Source organism: Microbulbifer sp. TYP-18, assembly GCF_040932045.1.
In the GTDB taxonomy this organism is placed as follows: domain Bacteria; phylum Pseudomonadota; class Gammaproteobacteria; order Pseudomonadales; family Cellvibrionaceae; genus Microbulbifer.
In genome coordinates this window covers 78,388-96,566 of record NZ_JBFRBC010000005.1, presented here as the reverse complement: position 1 = coordinate 96,566, position 18,179 = coordinate 78,388, and the positions used below count along the sequence as shown (strand labels likewise).

Below are 18,179 nucleotides of genomic sequence, written 5' to 3'. Positions count from 1 at the left end.
CGCAGGCCCGGGTCCGGGAAAGCCAACGGAGACTTTTTCAACAACCTGCAAAGGAGTGACGCCGGACTGGTCATTGAAGTTTCAGTTTGCTATTCTAAAGTTTCGAAATGAAACCTAAATTGCAACTGCCAGTCCCCATGTCCAAGCGCAATACCGCCCAACGCCGCCACCAGATTCTCGCCATGTTGCAGGAAACCGGTGAAGTCAGCGTGGAACAGTGCGCGCGCAAGTTCGGTATTTCAGAAGTTACGATCCGCAAGGACCTCACCGCCATGGAGCACCACGGCCTGCTATTGCGCCGCCACGGTGGGGCCATACCCCTGCCCAGGGAACTGGTGACCGAGGAGGCCCCCTCGGAAATCAAGCGTGCCATCGGCCGGGCCGCCGCCGCCTTGATACCCGATCATCACCGTATCGCCATCGATTATGGGCGCACCACCGCGGCCATGATCCCGGAACTCAACCACAAGCGGGGGCTGGTAGTGATGACCAACTCACTGCATGTGGCCAATGCCCTGCGGGAGCTGGAGCAGGAACCCACGCTGCTGATGACCGGTGGCACCTGGGATCCCCACTTCGAGGCATTTCAGGGTGGTGTGGCGGAACAGGTACTGCGCGGCTATGACTTTGACCGGGCTTTTATCGGCGCCGACGGCATAGACCTGGAGCGGGGCACCTGCACATTCAACGAACAGATGGGCCTGTCCCGGGTCATGGCTGAAGTGGCCCGCGAAGTGGTGGTGCTGGCGGAGTCCAGCAAGGTGGGCCGGCGCATCCCCAATCTGGAGCTGCCCTGGAGCCGGGTGGATATCCTGGTGACCGATGACGGCATCCAGCCAGAGGCCCGGGCGCAGATTGAAAAGCTCGGCATCCGGGTAGTCTGCGCCGAAGCGAATACTCACTCACACTAAAACACAAACCCCCGGAAGCCATACCGGGCGAGATGACAGAAGAGGTCTGCTATGTGCGGAATTGTCGGAGCGCTGGCGCAGCGCAATGTGACTGGAATCCTACTGGAGGGGCTGCGCCGTCTCGAATACCGGGGCTACGACTCCGCCGGTGTGTGTCTGCGGGATGACAGCGGCCAGCTGCAGCTGCGGAAGAGCCAGGGCAAGGTGGCGGATTTGGAAGCCAAACTGCAAACGGCCCCCGCCGAGGGCCGCCAGGGTATCGCCCATACCCGCTGGGCCACCCACGGCACACCCTCCGATGAAAACGCCCATCCCCATATATCCGGGCATATCGCCCTGGTGCACAACGGCATTATCGAAAACCATCAGCAGTTGCGCGCCGACCTCCAGGGCCGGGGCTACCAATTTGACTCCGACACCGACACCGAAGTGATCGTCCACCTGATCCACTCCCTCACCAGCGAGGGCCACAGCCTGGTGGATGCCCTCGGCAGGGCCACAGGGATACTGGAGGGAACTTATGCCCTGGCCGTAGTCAGCCGCGAGGAACCGGAAGTGCTGGCCTGTGCCCGCTCCGGCAGCCCCCTGGTGCTTGGGGTTGGTATAGAGGAAAACTTTATCGCCTCCGACCCCATGGCGCTGCGCCAGGTGACCGACCGCTTTATCTTCCTCGAAGAGGGCGATGTTGCGGAGGTGTGCCGCAGCGGTATCGCCGTGCGCAATGCCCGGGGGGAAGAGGTAAGTCGCCCGGTGCACAAGCTGGATGGCGGTCACGATGCCGCCGACAAAGGCGCTTACCGGCACTTTATGCGGAAGGAGATTTTCGAGCAGCCGCAAGTGGTACAGGCCACCCTGGCGGGGCGCATTGGCGACCACAGTGTGCTGCCGCAAGCGCTCGGCACCCGCGCACAGGAGATACTGGCAGAAGTGCGACAGGTACAGATTGTCGCCTGTGGCACCAGCTACCATGCGGGAATGGTGGCCCGCTACTGGCTGGAGGACTGGGCCGGGATTCCCTGCTCCGTCGAAGTGGCCAGTGAGATCCGCTACCGTAATACCGCCGTGCAACCCGGAACCCTGTTCGTAACCATTTCCCAGTCCGGCGAAACCGCGGACACACTGGCCGCCCTGCGCCAGGCCGGTACCCTGGGCTACCTGGCCACCCTGGCCATCTGCAATGTCCCCAACAGCTCCCTGGTGCGGGAGTCCGAACTTTCCCTGATGACCGAGGCGGGCCCCGAAATCGGTGTCGCCTCCACCAAGGCCTTCACCACTCAGTTAGTTGCGCTGCAGTTGTTCTGTATTGCCCTGGCCAAAATCAACGGCCTTTCCAGCGAGCGGGAAGCCGAACTGGTGGGCGCCCTGCGCCAGCTGCCGCACCTGATGGAGGAATTTACCCGTCTGGACAAAACCGTGCAGCACACCAGCGAGGCCTTTGCGGAAAAGAACCACGCACTCTTCCTGGGCCGGGGGGTCGAATTCCCCATCGCCCTGGAAGGCGCGCTGAAACTCAAGGAAATCTCCTATATCCACGCCGAGGCCTACCCCGCCGGGGAACTGAAACACGGCCCACTGGCGCTGGTGGATGCGGATATGCCGGTGATTGTTGTGGCACCAAATAACGACCTACTGGAAAAACTAAAATCCAACCTGCAGGAAGTGCGCGCCCGGGGCGGTCAGCTGTTCGTATTCGCCAGTCCCAATGCCGGCTTCACCAGTGAGCCCGGCGTCACTGTGATCGAGGTACCGGATGCGCCCGCAAGCCTGGCACCCATTTTGTACACAGTGCCCCTGCAACTGCTCAGCTATCATGTGGCACTACTGAAGGGAACCGATGTGGACCAGCCCAGGAATCTGGCTAAGTCCGTTACCGTGGAATAATTCCTACACAGTTACAATAGAGCCTGGCTAGCGACTATTAACCTAGCAGCTTATTTAGGTGCCGGGTTAATAGTAAGCGAGACTGTCAGCCGATCCTCTAGGTTGGTGATCCCTCAAGTTTATATAATTATCTGATTTCTTAAAATTTCTTTCTAAAATAACGTAGAATAGCCTCCGAAAGAGCAGTCAGAATAATAGTGACCAACGCAACCAACCTAAGAATGTGGTGCATCACAAACGTAAACGACTAGGGAAATAAAATGATCAGCATACTTAAAAAAATGTTAAAGAAAGGATTGAAATTACCTCTCCAATTTGTGAGGAGACACAACTTAAAAAGGGCTTTAACTCACCTCACCTTACATCACAACCTTAAATTAAAAGCGATAGGGGCCGCCATTCAAGAGTCTTTAGCCCATAATCTTTCTTCTGAAGAAAAGCAAGCCATTTCTTTGATTGAAAAAAGACGAAATTTTCTGCTTAATTCGGATAAAAAAATTGCTGTAGTTGACTATGGGGCAGGCTCGCCAAATTCGAACAGAACAAAGAAGGAAATGGAGATAGGAGTGCAATCAACAGCACTAGTATCCGAAATCACTGCGGCGAGTAAACCTCAATTCTGGGCAACTATTCTTTTCAAGATGATACGCAAACTGGAACCGTTAGCTTGTGTAGAGCTTGGCTCCTGCGTTGGAATTTCAGCCTCTTATCAAGCTTCCGCTCTAAAGATTAATGGTAAAGGATACATTATTACACTTGAAGGCTCAGATGAGATAGCCAATATTGCAAAGGATACCTTTGAAACCTTTGGGATCAAGAATGCATCTGTTGTGACAGGCCCTTTTCACGAAACCCTTAGCGGTGTTTTTGAAACATCCAAACCTATCGACTTCTTTTTCAATGATGGTCATCATGATCATGATGCAGTTATCCGATACTTTAACCAGGTAATGCCCTATCTATCAGATGCAGCAGTCATTATTTTTGACGATATCTCTTGGTCATCAGGAATGAGAAAAGCTTGGATGGAAATAGAAAACAATGAACGGGTTTCAGCGTCAATTGACCTTAACACTATGGGTATAGCCTTAATTGACAAGACCATGAATACTAAAGAGAGGTTTAAGCTGCCATTGTAAGCAATGGGCAACGAGGGCATTCAAAATTTTGGGTTGTTTTAATTGGGATACTGATGCTCCTTGTTCCGAAGTACAACCCTGGTTTTTAGAACTGCCGCACTCTTGCTAGGTAGCGTGGTTGGTTTGCTATGCTATACATTTTATGCAGTTAGCATAGCAGTATATAAACTAAGTAGCATCGGGTCAGGGATTATCCTTAACAAAGCTAAGTACTACCGCCAGTAAAATTAGTTAGACCCACAGCCAGCCGTCCTAGCCAGGTATAAAATGACTACAAGGTGTCAAATATGGGACTCTTAATGAAAATAGGTAGTAATCGAGCGATAAAGAAAATTGCTAAGAGGCTCCCGCCATTTTTAGTAACATCCTATGGTTACTCCGAAACCTATACACCTGGCCAAGTGGGCACGGCTGTTGAAAATACAGGCTGCTCCTCTGACTATATTGATCATGCTTATGCGATGTTCTGCGATAAGGCATCCTTCAATGAAGTATCATCCGGCAATTATGAAGCACTACACCAAGAAGTAGCGGATCTTTGCTTTAGCGGCAATGCCAGCTTTGGGTTCTCCGACGCAACAGCCTTCTCTGGTGATGTTGGTGCAGGTGATTGTGGCGGAGGCGGTGGAGACTAAACATTTAACCGATGTAGGCAATTGACATGGGGTGTTAATAATAAACAAAGTACTGGTTGCAATGGTTTTATTCTTGCAGTTACGATTTATAGGCTTTCGCCTTAACTTTCGCTCAGATAAGCAAGCGGTGTAATTGGATAAAGCCGCCATCCCGGCATACTCCAGCCAGGTTTGCCCAGCCGCTGGCTGAGCAGGGCGGCCTACACTAGGCATCGGTGGACCGATGATTTAGAAATCATATGAATAAACTATGAAATACATTCTATCAATTGCATTGTTTTTCGCCTGTTCAGTCACCAGTGCTGAATCACTTACAACAGATACCTATCGAGTCGATATTGACCCATGCAAAGAAGGCGAAGTGACCTGTGAACCCAGGCTTTTTATAATCACCGAGCTAGCAACCGGGGATAAGTCTAGATATCTTGGAACAAATGTATTCGCAATAGGTACAGATGGTAAAACCCCGTATCACCATCAAGGTTATGAAGTCGGGGCCTATGATGGAAAATACTTACTGTATCTTGATGGTAAATTAGAGTTTTTAAATAAATCAGGTGAGTTAGTGATATCTGGGAGCGGCAGCTGAACAGATTAGAATCACATAACAAACAAAGGCAGTCGGACAAACTTCCCGCCGTTTTTCGAGATTAGCATTGGATAATTCGCTTTGAGTTGGAGTTTAAAATTTATAAATAAGAATAAAGAACCTACGAAAAAACGCCGTGGTGGAATCGGAATCGGCGCCGCCATTGGTGTTGCTGTAGGAACTGCCTACGGAGCTTCATCTGGCGATTTGGCCCAAAGTATTGCGCTGTCTATTGCATTCGGAGTAGCAGTGGGGGCGTTTTTTGATTTCACATAGAACAGAAATCGGCCGCCAAACGAGAAATGAAATAACTTGCTCGTCATATAAGTAAACGCTATACAAAACATGAATCTGGTGAGCGGCCGAATTCTATAGTTCATATGGGAAGGATATGGGATACATATATCTGGCAATTGCAATTATCGCTGAAGTTGTAGCAACCAGCGCGCTCAAAGCGTCTGATGAGTTCACAAAGCCAACCCCAAGTATTATCGTAATCGTTGGCTACGGTGTTGCTTTCTATTTTTTGTCTCTGGTTTTGAAAACCATCCCCGTTGGCGTGGCCTATGCAATATGGTCGGGTCTGGGTATTGTTTTGATTTCCCTGGTAGGATTAGTTACTTTCGGTCAAAAATTGGATTTCGCCGCTGTCATAGGGAGTTTGCTGATTATCGGCGGTGTGGTTGTTATGAATGTATTTTCAAATACAGTTGGACATTAAACATAATGATTGACTTAAGTTGAGTTTAACCATAAAAGCGTGGCTTCTATGAAACATCCAAAAAAACGTCTTGTCTGCTGAACAGTAATCGCTATCCTGCATGGTTTTTCTGTTCACAAGAGAGGCACAGAATACTAAAAGTTAAAACTGAGATCTCTACATGTACCCAGAACTAATTAACAAAAAAATGCCTCTAAATGTGATTTCTACGGAGTATTTTCACAGCTTATAGAAATTCTCAGGTTCCAATTGTGAGCCGCAAGCCCATAGCAACAATAGTAATCTCTAACCTTAGTATTTCTTTTATTGGCATTTTATTTATGGAATAACAAATTTTAATTTTGCTAAACGGGGAAAATTATGAAAATCAATTTGATACATAATAGCCTAATTGCAAGTATTACTTTATTCTGTATTGCCAGCATTGCTGAAAGTGGCAGTAAGAGCGCGCCAGAGATATCGGAATTTGACGTCAACAACTTATCCTATTCTTTCGAGCAAACACTACCGGATTTGGATAACGCCTATATAGATTCAAACCCATCCGCTACTACGGATGGTATTACGGTTGGCGGGTTGTTATCTGGTGGTAACAGCAGAGATTCCATTATTGCACTTGCTCGTGAGCTAGGGCGTGATAAACATGGGGATTATGATAGCCTGCTCATTTCACATAAAGACAAACTGGTTTTTGAATCGTATTACAAGAAAGGTCGCCTGAACCTCCCTCACTTCCAAGCGTCAGTCACCAAGTCCTACCTGTCAATAGCTATTGGTCGAGCCGTCCAATTGGGGTATCTCACTATGGCGGACCTGGACAAACCTATAGGTTATTTCTTTCAAGAACTTAAGCCTGATCAACTGCTGGATGGTGCGGAAAATATTACTTTGAATCATTTAATGAGTATGCGTTCCGGCATTCGATTAAATGATGAAAAGCTAAGACTCATCATGGATAACAGCTCTAAAACAAAAGGTTATAATATTGTCCAGGGGCTTCTAAAATACAGTGCAGCTATAACACCCCAGTCTCAAACTTTCAGCTATCAGGATTCCGACCCGCGGATTACAATGCAGATCCTTGATCGCGTGGTCCCAGGAACTGCGGAAGATTTCATCAGGGATGAGGTACTGGCAAAACTTGGAATTACCGTTTACGGCTGGAGAAACGATATTAATGGTTTGCCTATTGCGGAGAGTGGTTCCAGCATTAGATCACGCGATATGCTCAAATTGGGGAGATTGGTTAACAATAGCGGTCAATGGAATGGCGAGCAGCTTATTTCGGCAGAATTTTTAACTAAGGCCACTAGTAATATCACCAAGCCAACGGAGGATTGGATACCCGATACCTTTAATTATGGCTACTTTTGGTACCAAATGGACCTGCCAATCACGGATAAAACATATACAGTTAATCTCGCTTGGAGGGCTGGTGGACAGCGTATTATAGCGGTGAAGAAGCTTGACCTAGTTGTTGTTATCACCGGTCATGACAGGGAGGATAAGATAATGAATGAAGTTTCAACCAGGGTCCTGCCTGTATTTGCCAAGCCCTAACCCTATAGCAATCCCGGCAGGGGCGATGCTGTTGGTCGGCACGCCTCTGTCGGCGCTGGAGTTGTTCGCAGATGACCCATGGAGCCACAATCCGGCCGCTTTATGAGAGGAAGCAGGACATACCTCAGCTGGCGGCGTTTTTTGAAAGTGAATGGCCCTCCTACTATGGGCCATCTGGCCCCGGTGACGCCCTGGCTGATATCCAGAGCTACGCCAGCGAGAGCGCATTACCGCGCGGCCTGGTGGCCTGCATAAACGGTGTCCCGAGCGGGTTTATGGCCTTGAAGCATGATTCCATAACAGTGCGGCCAAAGTTGGGCCCCTGGGCTGCAGCGGGCTATGTCGTGCCCAATCTGCGTGGCCGGGGACTCGGCTCAAAGCTGGTGGCGGGCATTGAGGATACCGCGGCAACTATGGGTTTCCGCAAAATTTACTCCGGCACCAGCAAAGCACACAATTTGTTGCTGGGTGCTGGTTGGACTGAGGAGGAGGTGCTGGCTTATGGTGGTGCAATAGTCACTATCTACAGCAAACAACTCTAACAACCCTGGTTATAGTCGCTCTACAAATAACCAGGCAATCTGGTTGGGAATCGCTCATTCATTGGATATTCCCCCTTGAAAAGCTGTACAACTACATCAAATTGCCTGCTTTTCATGGAAAATTAAACCCGCTGTCGTATAAAGTTTCCGCTTGATTGAATTATTTGCAAAAAGGGAATACCGTAGGTCTGCTGTCCTGGCGTCCAGCCGCTAAACCGGTACGGGCTGAAGAAAGAAAGCAAAAAACAGCCAAATATCAGCGAAAAAAATAGATAAAAAGCAGCTACAGAATACTGTAATCCTCATTATTCTACCCGCGAGGTGCCCAATACCGGCAGCACTCGCGGGCAATCCATAACGACAAAATAGCTACAGTACAGTAACAAAGGACCACATCATGACCGCGTAAATAAGGCGTAAGCGCCACCTCCCGGTGCGGACACACCGAGAGATGGCTAACCCCGAAAGATAACGAAACTATCTAGCGAGGCTGTCTTGGATGATACGCCACACATTCGCTCGTCTTCAATAAGGTTCCCCCTGAAGCCGGGCCCTACTGGCCACCCCCGCCCCTGGCGCCGGGGTGTCCTGTGGCGTAGCGCGACCATTGGTGTGGTGCTTTACTTCAGCCGCGCACCGCCCTGGCAGCGCAACCTGTCCCCGGATTTATCCTTTCCTTTTCCCCAAGGACCGCGCCTGCGGCGAGAGAAACGGCGCAAAGCCAATCCCGCTGTCAGCGGCTCTCCGTCACAGGCGATTCAAGGAGCCTAAAAAGATGCCTGTATTCCCCTGTCGATTGTCTAAGTCACTACGACTGCAAAGTTTTTATATCATCACGCCCGTGGGCATCCACGACGATATTGTGGATTTGGAAATTGAGCCATGCGAGAGCGGCCGTCCCCTATGGCTCAAACGCTTATTTGAGCTGCAGGAGCACGCCTGGGAGCTGGCGGACCATCAAGCCATATTCCCCTCCTCCCATACACCAGCCCCAGCCCCGCCGAAACCGACCAAACGAAAACGATCCTGACCCCCCGTGCTTTTTGGGGTCCCTGCGGCCCGGCAGCATCCCAAGCGCTTACCCTTCCCTGTTGTCGCCGCGGAAAGGTAAGTACACTCCAGATGTCAGGGTGACCTGCCGTTCACATTGGTCCCATGATTGGCCAAGGGGCAGTTGCAGAGGCCGGTATTCACCGGCCGCCTCTGTAAGAGACCTCAAGGGAGAGGGAGGAGGCCCCGGCCACACTGGTGCCCGGATAATAGAGCGACTTGGCAGCAAATCCGCCGGATTAAGTACCGGCATTTCGCTCATCCGGCCCACTCTCTCCACTAGCAGGCTGTTGAAATTAGAAGAATTTCGACGCCTGCTACCGGAATATGGATGTTCCGGCAAAATCGACGACGCCTAAGTCGTTGATTTTGGGAGAAAAGTGAAAATCACATTTTTCGCTTTTCGTGTTTTGAAACAGGCAGGATGCCTTTTTCAACAACCTGCTAGAGGCATAGTCACGTCGAAAAAAGGCGGAAATACAATGGGTTACAAGTAGTGGCATATTCTGGAATAGTGTTGTGGTTGGTCGCTTCTCCATCGCTCGCGATTTCATTTAATTTCCCTAACTAACTGATTTTTCGAGGAAAAATTTTATAATTTGTGCGTAATTCATTCCTTCTGCCTATTCATCAGAACAGCGATTATGGCAATCCCAATATAAGGGGCTGGGCTCTCCGCAAGATGAGACTGCTTTGAATGATGGGGTAAGTTAATCTAAAGTTAATTTACGCGCCTAATACGCGAGAGAACACGTATGAAATGTTCAAATACGCACGCTCATCCAGAGCATATTCATGGTCCGGACTGTGGCCACACAGCAATTCGACATAACGACCATGTGGACTATGTGTATGATGGTCATCTTCATCATCCGCATGGCGACCATTGTGATGAACATGTCATTCAGGTAAGTGAAAAAAACCCTAATACATGTTCGCCAGTACATGATTGTGATGGTCATATTCACGGCCCTGATTGCGGACATGAAGCTGTGCCACATGAAGATCATGTGGATTACATAGTAAATGGTCGTTTGCATCACGTTCATGATGGTCATTGCGATGACCATGGGCCCGTGGAAATAGTCAACAGTTAAGTTCTGCCAAAACAGAACCTGACAAGCTGCTTAAGCCGGGCGTGTTTTCCATCGCTTCAAGTCTTGCTCTAATAATACAAATTGGAGCAATTTCTGTAGGGTGATTTGAATCGCTATACGACTAGACATAAACCCACAATAATAAGATTGGTAGATAATATGACACACTATATCGACGGATTTGTACTCCCCGTACCCCGCGACCAGCTAAACACCTATAGACAAGTTGTAGAAAAGGTCGCGGAGATCTGGAAGGAACATGGTGCACTGGATTATTCAGAATATGTAGGTGATGATTTTGGTTTGCAGGGCACCCGGCCTTTCGCTGCTATGGCGAGCGCAAAAGAGGATGAAGCCATCATCTTTGGCTGGGTTGTATTTGAATCCCGTGAGGGCCGTGATCTTGTAAATCAGAAAGTCGCAGCCGACCCGAGGATGGAGGACTTGATCAATCCCCTGACCCATGCATCGAGGCCGATTTTTGATGCCAAACGGATGATGTATGGTGGGTTCAGGCCGCTGGTTCAGTTATCGAATCCGATTACCCCATAACAGGTGCCGGCACAAAGCCGCACTGTGCGCTTGGAATTCACAACAAGCGGCCCACCCTGCTCTCCTACTTTAAATGTCGCGGATAGGTGGTGCGTAAGGCGATTTTACGCTATCAACACGGTCGAAGTCGTCCACCGCCAATTCCGCAAGCTGACCAACACAAGGGTAGGTTCGTCAGCGGGAACAGCTTACTCAAGCTGCTGAATGTCGGTATACAGAAAACTCCAAGCGCTGGACGCATCCAATCCAAAACGGGAGCCTCAGATTTCCACAGCTGGCGAACCACTTCCCGGGGGGCACTGGAAAAGCACATCAGCCTCTAAGGTTGTTGGCTGACATGGGATTTTGAACGCTCTTCTTTTGAACACTGCCGTAAATTATCACCGTTTTCTAGCGGCCCAAGCTAAATTTGTCAGCCTGTCTTTCAGTTTCAAATGGCTTTCAAAATCCTAAATAGATCCTTATCTGCATCACCTGCGAGATCTACCAAATCCACCTTTTACACCACCAAACCTATCCGTTTCAGGTACGATATGATTAATTGTATTATCGATTCTATTTGCTAACGCCCTGACAAGACCATCTACTCTTGATTCAATGCCCGTGTAAGTTACCGCACTTATATGAACCCGTTCATCCGAGTGAGTGATTTTTGGACTATACACATCTTTCATCTTTATATACACCGTAACATTATCTATTTTTTTAATAGTTTTCCTGCCTTTCACAAATAATAAATGCGCGCTCAATTTATCAACTTCATGTAGCTTCATTTCAGGCTCAAGTCGATAGCCTGAAAATGAAACCCAAAGCTTTATATTACTGTCTGCATTGTATCGGCCACTATCAACTATCTTAGTCTTTAGTGCTTCTTTGAGTTTACGATCAATCTTATGTCCGAGAATAACCTGATGGTCTTCCACTGTTGTCGACTTAGCATCAAAGGAAATCCCAATGCCAGATATTGACTCTATAGTGTCATCGCCCCTGGCTGCCAAACTAAAAAGCGTGGTTAGTAAAAATAGGGGAATTAGTATGCTCGGTAAGCTTATCTTACTCATAGTAGATCCAAAGTTATAAATTTTATACAGAATCACGAACGATTACATGGAAATAATTCGAGTTAAAATTTATACCTTAACTTTCCTGGGTATACAAGCTAAAATGCGCAGCCCTGTAATACCTGATCCAGATGTGCTATATAATTCGTATTTAAGCAGATGCCTTACCTGGCAAATCATTCTTGAGTGACCGGGATATTAATTCCTCAAGATCATCATTGGCCTTTGTGGCTGGGAGCTTTATAAAAACAATCTTCAAATCTCTTGGCTAGCTCAATCTAACTATTGAGATTTGCGCCAGCTCTCATTCCCACAGTTTTTTAACAATTGAATCGTGGTTTAATCCACGTAAACCAAGGATATTGTATCGGATTTTTATTATATGAAGTCCATAAGTGACGCAAGGATCTTGTCAACTCTCCCCGTCCAATTCGCAGGAAGCTTGAATTGATCTCTTTTGGATTGTAAATGGAGACAGATTGAGATCATGTAAGTGAAACGCCCTAATGATCTCTGGCGCGATTATGTGTACATACTGCTGAGCTGAGCACCTTGGCTTTGAAAGTCGATAGCGTCAGTGGGTTAGCTGGAAAAATTTAGTGCGTGTTTTGATTGGTGCTTACGCTATATGCAATAAGCTGGCTACCGCCGTCAGAATAAAATCATTTAAAAGTCATAAAGACGTCATGTCTTCTAAAGCCGATCCGCACAGACTGACCCCCTGTTCAAATATATCTAAACAACATTCATTTCGCAGGGGAGCTTACAGTAACTGCTGATATTAAACCTGTGGCTCTGCTAATCACGGAGAGGGCAATATGACCACTAATTTTAAACCTATGGATTTACTCGCTGTCATGTTATTAGTCTTTTTAAGCAGCTTTACCGCGGCGGGTACGAAAGAAAATAGCACGCCCGCACCAGAAGCTACGGCTGCTGAAGCAGGGCTTTCCTTCCGGGATATTCCCTATCTCGACAAGTCCTTTATTGATGTAGCCCCAGGGTACAGAAAGGATGCACTTGTTGTGGGTGAATTAGGCGTCGATGGTGGCAATAAAGGCATGATTGTTGAGCTGGCTCGCGAGATTGCCAACGGCGACCACGGAAAATTTGACAGTATGCTGATCGCTCACAAGGGTAAGCTCTTGTTTGAATCCTATTATTTGCGCGGCCGTATCAATCTGCCGCATCCCCAGGCCTCTGCGACTAAAGCTTACACCGGCTTAGCACTCGGCCGCGCAATCCAATTGGGCTATCTGACCATGGCCGATTTAGACAGGCCGCTGGTCAGCTTTCTCAAGGAGCTGAACCCAAAAAATTTCGTTAAAGGTGCAGAACGGATTACCCTGAATCATGCATTGACCATGCGCGGGGGACTTCTCATCAGTGAAGACAAATGGAAAAAAGTTGAGGAAAATCCGGATGCTTTGAAAGGCCAGGGCCTGGTTCAGGCCCTTCTCGAGCAAAGCGGTCCTATTACCTTGGAGTCTCAAAGATTCGAATATGGCAACTTCAATCCGGATCTGGTAATGCAGGTCATTGAGGCAGTCGTTCCGGGGACCGCTGAAGATTTTATTAAAAATGAATTTCTCAATAAATTAGGCATAACAAATTACGCTTGGAGCACCAATCCTAATAGCGGACTGCCGCAAGCGGGGTCTCGTGCAAGCATGACATCGCGCGATATGGTCAAATTGGGAACCCTGGCCATGAACAAAGGAAAATGGAATGGTGAACAACTTCTCCCGGAAGCCTTTATCAGTAAAGCAATCGACAGGCTCGTTGATACCAGCGATGAAGAATTTCATTACGGCGGTAAAGATACCTTTAATCAGGGATATGGTTATTTCTGGTGGAGTGCTGATATGAGACACGGCGACAAAAGCTATTTCAGCTCATCTGCTCAGGGAGGTTATGGCCAGCAAATCATTCTGCTTAAGGAACTCGATCTTCAGGTTGTGTTCACTGGTCATGATAACGATACTAATTACCTGCAGATAGTTGCAGAGAGAATTCTGCCGGCTTTTGTACAGTAAGTTGTATATGAACAAAAAAAGGGTACATACTGTATAAAACTGCCGTTCTCTAACAACATCGTGCAGGAAATCGCTAAAAGCCATGTAAGCCAACGTTACTGGCGGCACAGATTTTAAAGAGCTTATTTCCTGGACCAAACTTTGTTATATCTAATATTGTTTTGGATAATTCAATGAAAATTCTTGTTGGTTTCTTTGCCCTTTCGATTGCATCGTTAAGTTTTTCTAATGCAAATATTAAATTTTTTGAAAGAAAACTGGGTAATGGATCACTGCTTTTAACCAGTACTGCAAATAATAGTACAAATATCGGTATTCTTGAAGTTGGTAATAAGGTAATTTTAATCGACCCTTCTCCAGGCAAAGACAGGCTTCAAGAGTTGGAGGAAATTATTTGCAAGTTCTATGAGATCAGCGATCTGCATATTTTGAATACCCATGGGCATAGTGATCACTCGGGAGGCAATGACTACTTTCTCGCTCTGGGAGCTACAATAAATGAAGCCGATTTCTCTTCCTTGGAAACCTATCCGGTAATTTCCCATAGTTCGAGTGACAAAATATTTTATCATATTGAGAGTAATATCATATTCACGGGTGATGTTTTTTCCACTAATTGGCATCCTACCTTTTACGCTGGTGGTGTGGATGGGTTTGTCCACGCAATTGATACTATTTTGAAAGTAGGCCGTAAGAATAGCCTGGTTATTCCTGGACATGGGGAGCCCGCAGGTAAAGATGTTGTTAAAGCTTATAAAGAGAGTACGCTTAGATGGATAGAGCGTGTTGGAGTGCTTCAAAAGGCTGGTAAAACGGTTGACGAAATGCTGTTGGACCGGAAACTACAGCGTATTCTCAGGAGTTTTAATTTCACAAATAGACCCCAGTTCCTACCCAGAAGCGCGGAGGTAAGATTTGTGGAACGCACCATTACCATACTGGAACCGGCTGGTGACTCATGACTAAAAGTTTCAGCCCTTTATTCATTGAGCATCCCTGTGCCCGCTAGCGACTTCTGGCATTTCTTCCGTCTTGAACAGCCCAAGGCGCTTATTTGCAAGTGATTTTTAAGTACTCTTCCTAAGGCAGCGTGACTGGACAAAAAATGGATCGTCACGCCTCCGGGAAGTTTGCGCCAAGCTTCTTGAGTAACTTTGTAACGGTTTCACATTCTTTGGCAGTGAATGTTTCCTTCATCAGTGGGTAGGCCACGGATTCCATAGTCTCCAGGGCTTTGGCAAGCTTTTCTGCGCCGGAATCGGTAATATCAATCAGAAATACACGTCCATCCTGCTCAGATTGTTGCCGCGTAACAAATCCGCGTTCGACGAGCCTCTTTATTATTTTGGTAGCGCCACCCTCGGTAAACATGAGCGTTTTGGAAACGTCACTCATGCGTATCTTCTCCCCCGACATATAAATTTTAGCCAAAAGCTCTTTCTCTGAAAGAGTGACATCACACTTTTGCAGTAGAGCCGTATTGAGATTTTGCCGAAGCTGAATGCCTTGCATCAAAATCTGGTGGGCTGCTTCAATTTGTGTGAGCTTTTCAGGCGATGGGGGCTTGATTTTCTTCATACATACTCATTGGACAGATAGCAGAGCTGTGACTCTTCAAATGGATCCCGTACTCCAGCCAGCTTCATAAACTAGCAGCTATTCCCTAAATGTAAATATGTTTACCCGGCGAATCCGAGCGAAATGATTGACGAGAATATTAATCTGGATTACTATTCTTGTCAAACTATGCTGACTTCAATAAGCCCGGCCGTCAGGAGAACTTATGATTTTGGACCCAATTGCCATATTCCCGCCAAAAACCGCTTTCTTGGGGGGCTTTAGTACCTATTTCCGTGGAAATGGACACACGAATGCCAACACTATCGGCCCTTCTGGAGGTGACTACTGAGTCATGGATACGCTTACACAAATAGCCCTCGGTGCTTGCATAGGGCAAGCAGCTTTCAGTAACAAGCTGGGCCGCAAGGCCATTGTCGTCGGTGCAGTCTGCGGACTGTTACCGGATATGGACTTCCTATTCAGTATTGGTAGCGACGACTTCGCCTATATGGCAACCCATCGGGGATTAAGTCATTCCGTTTTATTGCTGCCTTTTTTCGCAGTGCCAACAGCCTGGCTGGCTATGAAATGGGGTATGTGGAAAGACAGCACCCCTAACAATCCGGCAGGCCCTTCTGTAGGCCATTTCTGGACATGGTATCAGCTGTGTTTGTGGGCGCTAATCACACATCCACTACTCGACCTTTTCACTACCTATGGCACACAAATCCTGACACCCCTAAGTAACGAACGCTTTACATTGGATGGAATCTCCATTGTCGATCCTGTATACACTTTGCCCTTGGTAGCGGCAGTCATTTACGGTTTGGTCAAACCTCTACAACAAAACAGGTTTCGCCTGTGGGCAGTCAGTGCCCTCATTTTCTCAAGTTTTTATTTGGGCCTGGGATTACACAATTCCTGGGACGCGAGAGCAGCTTTGATTGAGCAGCTTTCAAGTGAGGATTTCAACCCAACTGATGTACGTGCATCACCAACGATGTTTAATATTTTGTTATGGCGCGTGGTTGCCAAAGACAGTGATGGTCGTTATGCAGTGGGATTTTTTAGCACAGTGGCACGTAATTCCATTCAGCTGCATTACTACGAAAGTGAATCTGGCGAATTGGTTGACAAAGCTCTAGGTAGTGAGCAGGGAAAAGTTCTCAAGTGGTTCTCAACCGATATGTTAAGGGCACAGGTCAGAGAATCTGATAAAGATGGAAGCCCCCAGGTGATACTAACGGATATGCGTTTCGGTTTTACCTTCGATCCTGCCGCTTCATTTTTTGGTGGTCTGTTTGAATTCGATGAGAGGCTCAATCTCAGCGGCGCTCAAATGTATAGCGGAGATGTAGAAAACCTTGAATTTTCGGATGAGCTCAGTTCGATTTGGGCGAAAATTTGGGAGTAGTACTATGTCCACCATCAGTAAGCGGAACGAAATTGAATTCGTATCCCTGGTTGCCATTATGGCCTCTATGGGCGCCCTTTCAATCGATGCGGTCCTGCCTGCCATGCCGGAAATGGCCGCAACCTTTGGTTTGTCGGAAGGCAATGCTGCGCAGCTGATCATTGGTGTTATGTTCCTTGGGATGACGATCGGGCAACTTATTTATGGCCCGGTTTCTGACTGTATCGGGCGCAGGCCAACTCTATTGACTGGAGTATTGGTATTTATCCTTGGGAGCCTGGTGTCGGTCCTGGCTGAAAACTCAACTCTTTTTATTACCGGCCGCTTTCTGCAGGGCGCCGGCGCTGCAGCGTTGAGGATAGTCCCGCTCGCTATCGTCCGCGATCGCTTCGAAGGTGCACCAATGGCGAGAATCATGTCCTGGGCCATTTCGGTCTTCATATTGGTACCCTGTATAGCTCCTATGCTTGGTCAGAGCATCTTATCCCTGGCAGGCTGGCGAGCCATATTCTGGCTATTGTTCACCCTCAGCTGCATAGCGGCGGTTTGGGGCTGGTTGCGTCAGCCGGAGACTCTACCCCATGACAAACGCCAGCCCGGAGGTATTACACCGATTCTTGAAGGGCTGAGTGCCACCCTGTCCAACCGCATCACAAGCAGCTGCCTGATCGCAATGGGACTGATTCAAGGGGTATTCATGACTTACCTCATGTCCGCAGAACAGATTTATCGGGGCGTTTTCAAGGTTGCCGACCTGTTTGCATTTTTCTTTGCACTGGCAGCTGTCTCGATCGGGATTGCCAGCCTTCTGAATGCAAAACTGGTCAAGCACTTTGGCTTACAGGATATCTGCAGATTTGCGCTCGTCGGCGTGATAGCGGTCAGTAGTTCGATGTACATCTTTGGCTTTTTCACACCCTTGCCGCTCTATGCTTTCCTGGGGGCCATATCAGCCATCTTTTTCTGTTTTGGCTTGATTATGGGAAATATGAACGCTATTGCCCTGCAGCCTCTGGGCCATGTTACAGGGCTGGCAAATTCGGCTATTAGTTTTCTCTCCGGCTGTATTGCTCTGGCTTTTGGTTGGTTGATCAGCGGAATCTTAAACCAGAGCGTTCAGTCCCTGATGTTTGGCGCTATGGTTGCAGGTCTGCTATCTATGATTGCGGTGATGTGGGGCAGCAAGTCTCAGGCGAGTATTGTCTACAACCCGCCACCAGAGGCAATAAGTACAGGTGGCTGATATGCCAGGCGATAAGATCCCATATCCCGTGTTGCACCCTCTGGTTCAGCGATATGTTTCAGCGAACATTATGGATCAGGGCCTGTGCAGATCTGTCCTCTCCGCTGAGTGAAATGCGGTCGTTGATTGGTGATGGTAGTCGTGTGGATGCATTGGCCTGAAGTTCTGGCCCAAGAAAAGCGTGCGAG

Annotated in this window: 17 protein-coding genes; 15 read left to right on the top strand and 2 right to left on the bottom strand. The window is 48.0% G+C overall.

Annotated features, from left to right (window positions below; genetic code table 11):
• The first annotated feature begins 137 nt into the window (after positions 1-137).
• The 11 genes from ABVT36_RS07015 (at position 138) to ABVT36_RS06965 (ending at position 10,677) form a co-directional block, all read left to right on the top strand.
• On the top strand, positions 138-911 hold the full coding sequence (locus ABVT36_RS07015) for a DeoR/GlpR family DNA-binding transcription regulator (protein WP_367150147.1): 774 nt from the start codon (positions 138-140) through the stop codon (positions 909-911).
• Positions 912-962: 51 nt separating this feature from the next.
• Positions 963-2,792 (top strand): glutamine--fructose-6-phosphate transaminase (isomerizing), encoded by a 1,830-nt coding sequence (gene glmS, locus ABVT36_RS07010; RefSeq protein ID WP_368455920.1) that lies wholly within the window; start codon positions 963-965, stop codon positions 2,790-2,792.
• Between the two features lie 260 nt (positions 2,793-3,052).
• Positions 3,053-3,931: an O-methyltransferase gene (locus ABVT36_RS07005; protein ID WP_368455919.1), complete on the top strand. Its 879-nt coding sequence runs from the start codon at positions 3,053-3,055 to the stop codon at positions 3,929-3,931.
• 299 nt (positions 3,932-4,230) lie between these two features.
• On the top strand, positions 4,231-4,566 hold the full coding sequence (locus ABVT36_RS07000; RefSeq protein ID WP_368455918.1) for a DUF6559 family protein: 336 nt from the start codon (positions 4,231-4,233) through the stop codon (positions 4,564-4,566).
• A gap of 250 nt (positions 4,567-4,816) precedes the next feature.
• A complete protein-coding gene (locus ABVT36_RS06995) occupies positions 4,817-5,155 on the top strand; it encodes a hypothetical protein (RefSeq protein ID WP_368455917.1) in 339 nt (112 codons plus the stop codon).
• A gap of 81 nt (positions 5,156-5,236) precedes the next feature.
• On the top strand, positions 5,237-5,431 hold the full coding sequence (locus ABVT36_RS06990) for a hypothetical protein (protein WP_368455916.1): 195 nt from the start codon (positions 5,237-5,239) through the stop codon (positions 5,429-5,431).
• 115 nt (positions 5,432-5,546) lie between these two features.
• A complete protein-coding gene (locus ABVT36_RS06985; protein WP_368455915.1) occupies positions 5,547-5,876 on the top strand; it encodes a multidrug efflux SMR transporter in 330 nt (109 codons plus the stop codon).
• 360 nt (positions 5,877-6,236) lie between these two features.
• Entirely contained in the window at positions 6,237-7,436 is a 1,200-nt protein-coding gene (locus ABVT36_RS06980; RefSeq protein WP_368455914.1) for a serine hydrolase domain-containing protein, read from the top strand.
• A gap of 71 nt (positions 7,437-7,507) precedes the next feature.
• Positions 7,508-7,978 carry a GNAT family N-acetyltransferase gene (locus ABVT36_RS06975; protein ID WP_368455913.1) on the top strand — a complete coding sequence of 157 codons (471 nt, stop codon included), beginning with the start codon at positions 7,508-7,510 and terminating at the stop codon, positions 7,976-7,978.
• A 1,805-nt stretch (positions 7,979-9,783) separates the two neighbouring features.
• A complete protein-coding gene (locus ABVT36_RS06970) occupies positions 9,784-10,125 on the top strand; it encodes a hypothetical protein (protein ID WP_368455912.1) in 342 nt (113 codons plus the stop codon).
• 159 nt (positions 10,126-10,284) lie between these two features.
• Complete coding sequence (locus ABVT36_RS06965) at positions 10,285-10,677, top strand: DUF1428 domain-containing protein (protein ID WP_368455911.1); 393 nt, start codon at positions 10,285-10,287, stop codon at positions 10,675-10,677.
• A gap of 470 nt (positions 10,678-11,147) precedes the next feature.
• Here the strand turns inward: ABVT36_RS06965 and ABVT36_RS06960 are convergent, their stop codons facing one another.
• Positions 11,148-11,738 carry a hypothetical protein gene (locus ABVT36_RS06960; RefSeq protein ID WP_368455910.1) on the bottom strand — a complete coding sequence of 197 codons (591 nt, stop codon included), beginning with the start codon at positions 11,736-11,738 and terminating at the stop codon, positions 11,148-11,150.
• An 818-nt stretch (positions 11,739-12,556) separates the two neighbouring features.
• Here ABVT36_RS06960 and ABVT36_RS06955 point away from each other — a divergent pair.
• Positions 12,557-13,774, top strand: a complete 1,218-nt coding sequence (locus tag ABVT36_RS06955; protein ID WP_368455909.1) for a serine hydrolase domain-containing protein — start codon at positions 12,557-12,559, stop codon at positions 13,772-13,774.
• Between the two features lie 173 nt (positions 13,775-13,947).
• Positions 13,948-14,736 carry an MBL fold metallo-hydrolase gene (locus tag ABVT36_RS06950; RefSeq protein ID WP_368455908.1) on the top strand — a complete coding sequence of 263 codons (789 nt, stop codon included), beginning with the start codon at positions 13,948-13,950 and terminating at the stop codon, positions 14,734-14,736.
• A 151-nt stretch (positions 14,737-14,887) separates the two neighbouring features.
• Here ABVT36_RS06950 and ABVT36_RS06945 read toward each other — a convergent pair whose 3' ends face one another.
• Positions 14,888-15,352: a MarR family winged helix-turn-helix transcriptional regulator gene (locus ABVT36_RS06945; protein ID WP_368455907.1), complete on the bottom strand. Its 465-nt coding sequence runs from the start codon at positions 15,350-15,352 to the stop codon at positions 14,888-14,890.
• Between the two features lie 334 nt (positions 15,353-15,686).
• Here ABVT36_RS06945 and ABVT36_RS06940 point away from each other — a divergent pair, with 334 nt between their 5' ends.
• Complete coding sequence (locus ABVT36_RS06940; RefSeq protein ID WP_368455906.1) at positions 15,687-16,748, top strand: metal-dependent hydrolase; 1,062 nt, start codon at positions 15,687-15,689, stop codon at positions 16,746-16,748.
• A 4-nt stretch (positions 16,749-16,752) separates the two neighbouring features.
• Positions 16,753-17,991, top strand: a complete 1,239-nt coding sequence (locus tag ABVT36_RS06935) for a multidrug effflux MFS transporter (RefSeq protein ID WP_368455905.1) — start codon at positions 16,753-16,755, stop codon at positions 17,989-17,991.
• Positions 17,992-18,179: the final 188 nt, after the last annotated feature.

What these genes read in the sequence shown, in the direction of transcription:
- ABVT36_RS07015 (WP_367150147.1), top strand. Translation starts at nt 138, where the DNA reads ATGTCCAAGCGCAATACCGCCCAACGCCGCCACCAGATTCTCGCCATG.
- glmS (WP_368455920.1), top strand. Translation starts at nt 963, where the DNA reads ATGTGCGGAATTGTCGGAGCGCTGGCGCAGCGCAATGTGACTGGAATC.
- ABVT36_RS07005 (WP_368455919.1), top strand. Translation starts at nt 3,053, where the DNA reads ATGATCAGCATACTTAAAAAAATGTTAAAGAAAGGATTGAAATTACCT.
- ABVT36_RS07000 (WP_368455918.1), top strand. Translation starts at nt 4,231, where the DNA reads ATGAAAATAGGTAGTAATCGAGCGATAAAGAAAATTGCTAAGAGGCTC.
- ABVT36_RS06995 (WP_368455917.1), top strand. Translation starts at nt 4,817, where the DNA reads ATGAAATACATTCTATCAATTGCATTGTTTTTCGCCTGTTCAGTCACC.
- ABVT36_RS06985 (WP_368455915.1), top strand. Translation starts at nt 5,547, where the DNA reads ATGGGATACATATATCTGGCAATTGCAATTATCGCTGAAGTTGTAGCA.
- ABVT36_RS06980 (WP_368455914.1), top strand. Translation starts at nt 6,237, where the DNA reads ATGAAAATCAATTTGATACATAATAGCCTAATTGCAAGTATTACTTTA.
- ABVT36_RS06975 (WP_368455913.1), top strand. Translation starts at nt 7,508, where the DNA reads ATGACCCATGGAGCCACAATCCGGCCGCTTTATGAGAGGAAGCAGGAC.
- ABVT36_RS06970 (WP_368455912.1), top strand. Translation starts at nt 9,784, where the DNA reads ATGAAATGTTCAAATACGCACGCTCATCCAGAGCATATTCATGGTCCG.
- ABVT36_RS06965 (WP_368455911.1), top strand. Translation starts at nt 10,285, where the DNA reads ATGACACACTATATCGACGGATTTGTACTCCCCGTACCCCGCGACCAG.
- ABVT36_RS06960 (WP_368455910.1), bottom strand. Translation starts at nt 11,738, where the DNA reads ATGAGTAAGATAAGCTTACCGAGCATACTAATTCCCCTATTTTTACTA.
- ABVT36_RS06955 (WP_368455909.1), top strand. Translation starts at nt 12,557, where the DNA reads ATGACCACTAATTTTAAACCTATGGATTTACTCGCTGTCATGTTATTA.
- ABVT36_RS06950 (WP_368455908.1), top strand. Translation starts at nt 13,948, where the DNA reads ATGAAAATTCTTGTTGGTTTCTTTGCCCTTTCGATTGCATCGTTAAGT.
- ABVT36_RS06945 (WP_368455907.1), bottom strand. Translation starts at nt 15,352, where the DNA reads ATGAAGAAAATCAAGCCCCCATCGCCTGAAAAGCTCACACAAATTGAA.
- ABVT36_RS06940 (WP_368455906.1), top strand. Translation starts at nt 15,687, where the DNA reads ATGGATACGCTTACACAAATAGCCCTCGGTGCTTGCATAGGGCAAGCA.
- ABVT36_RS06935 (WP_368455905.1), top strand. Translation starts at nt 16,753, where the DNA reads ATGTCCACCATCAGTAAGCGGAACGAAATTGAATTCGTATCCCTGGTT.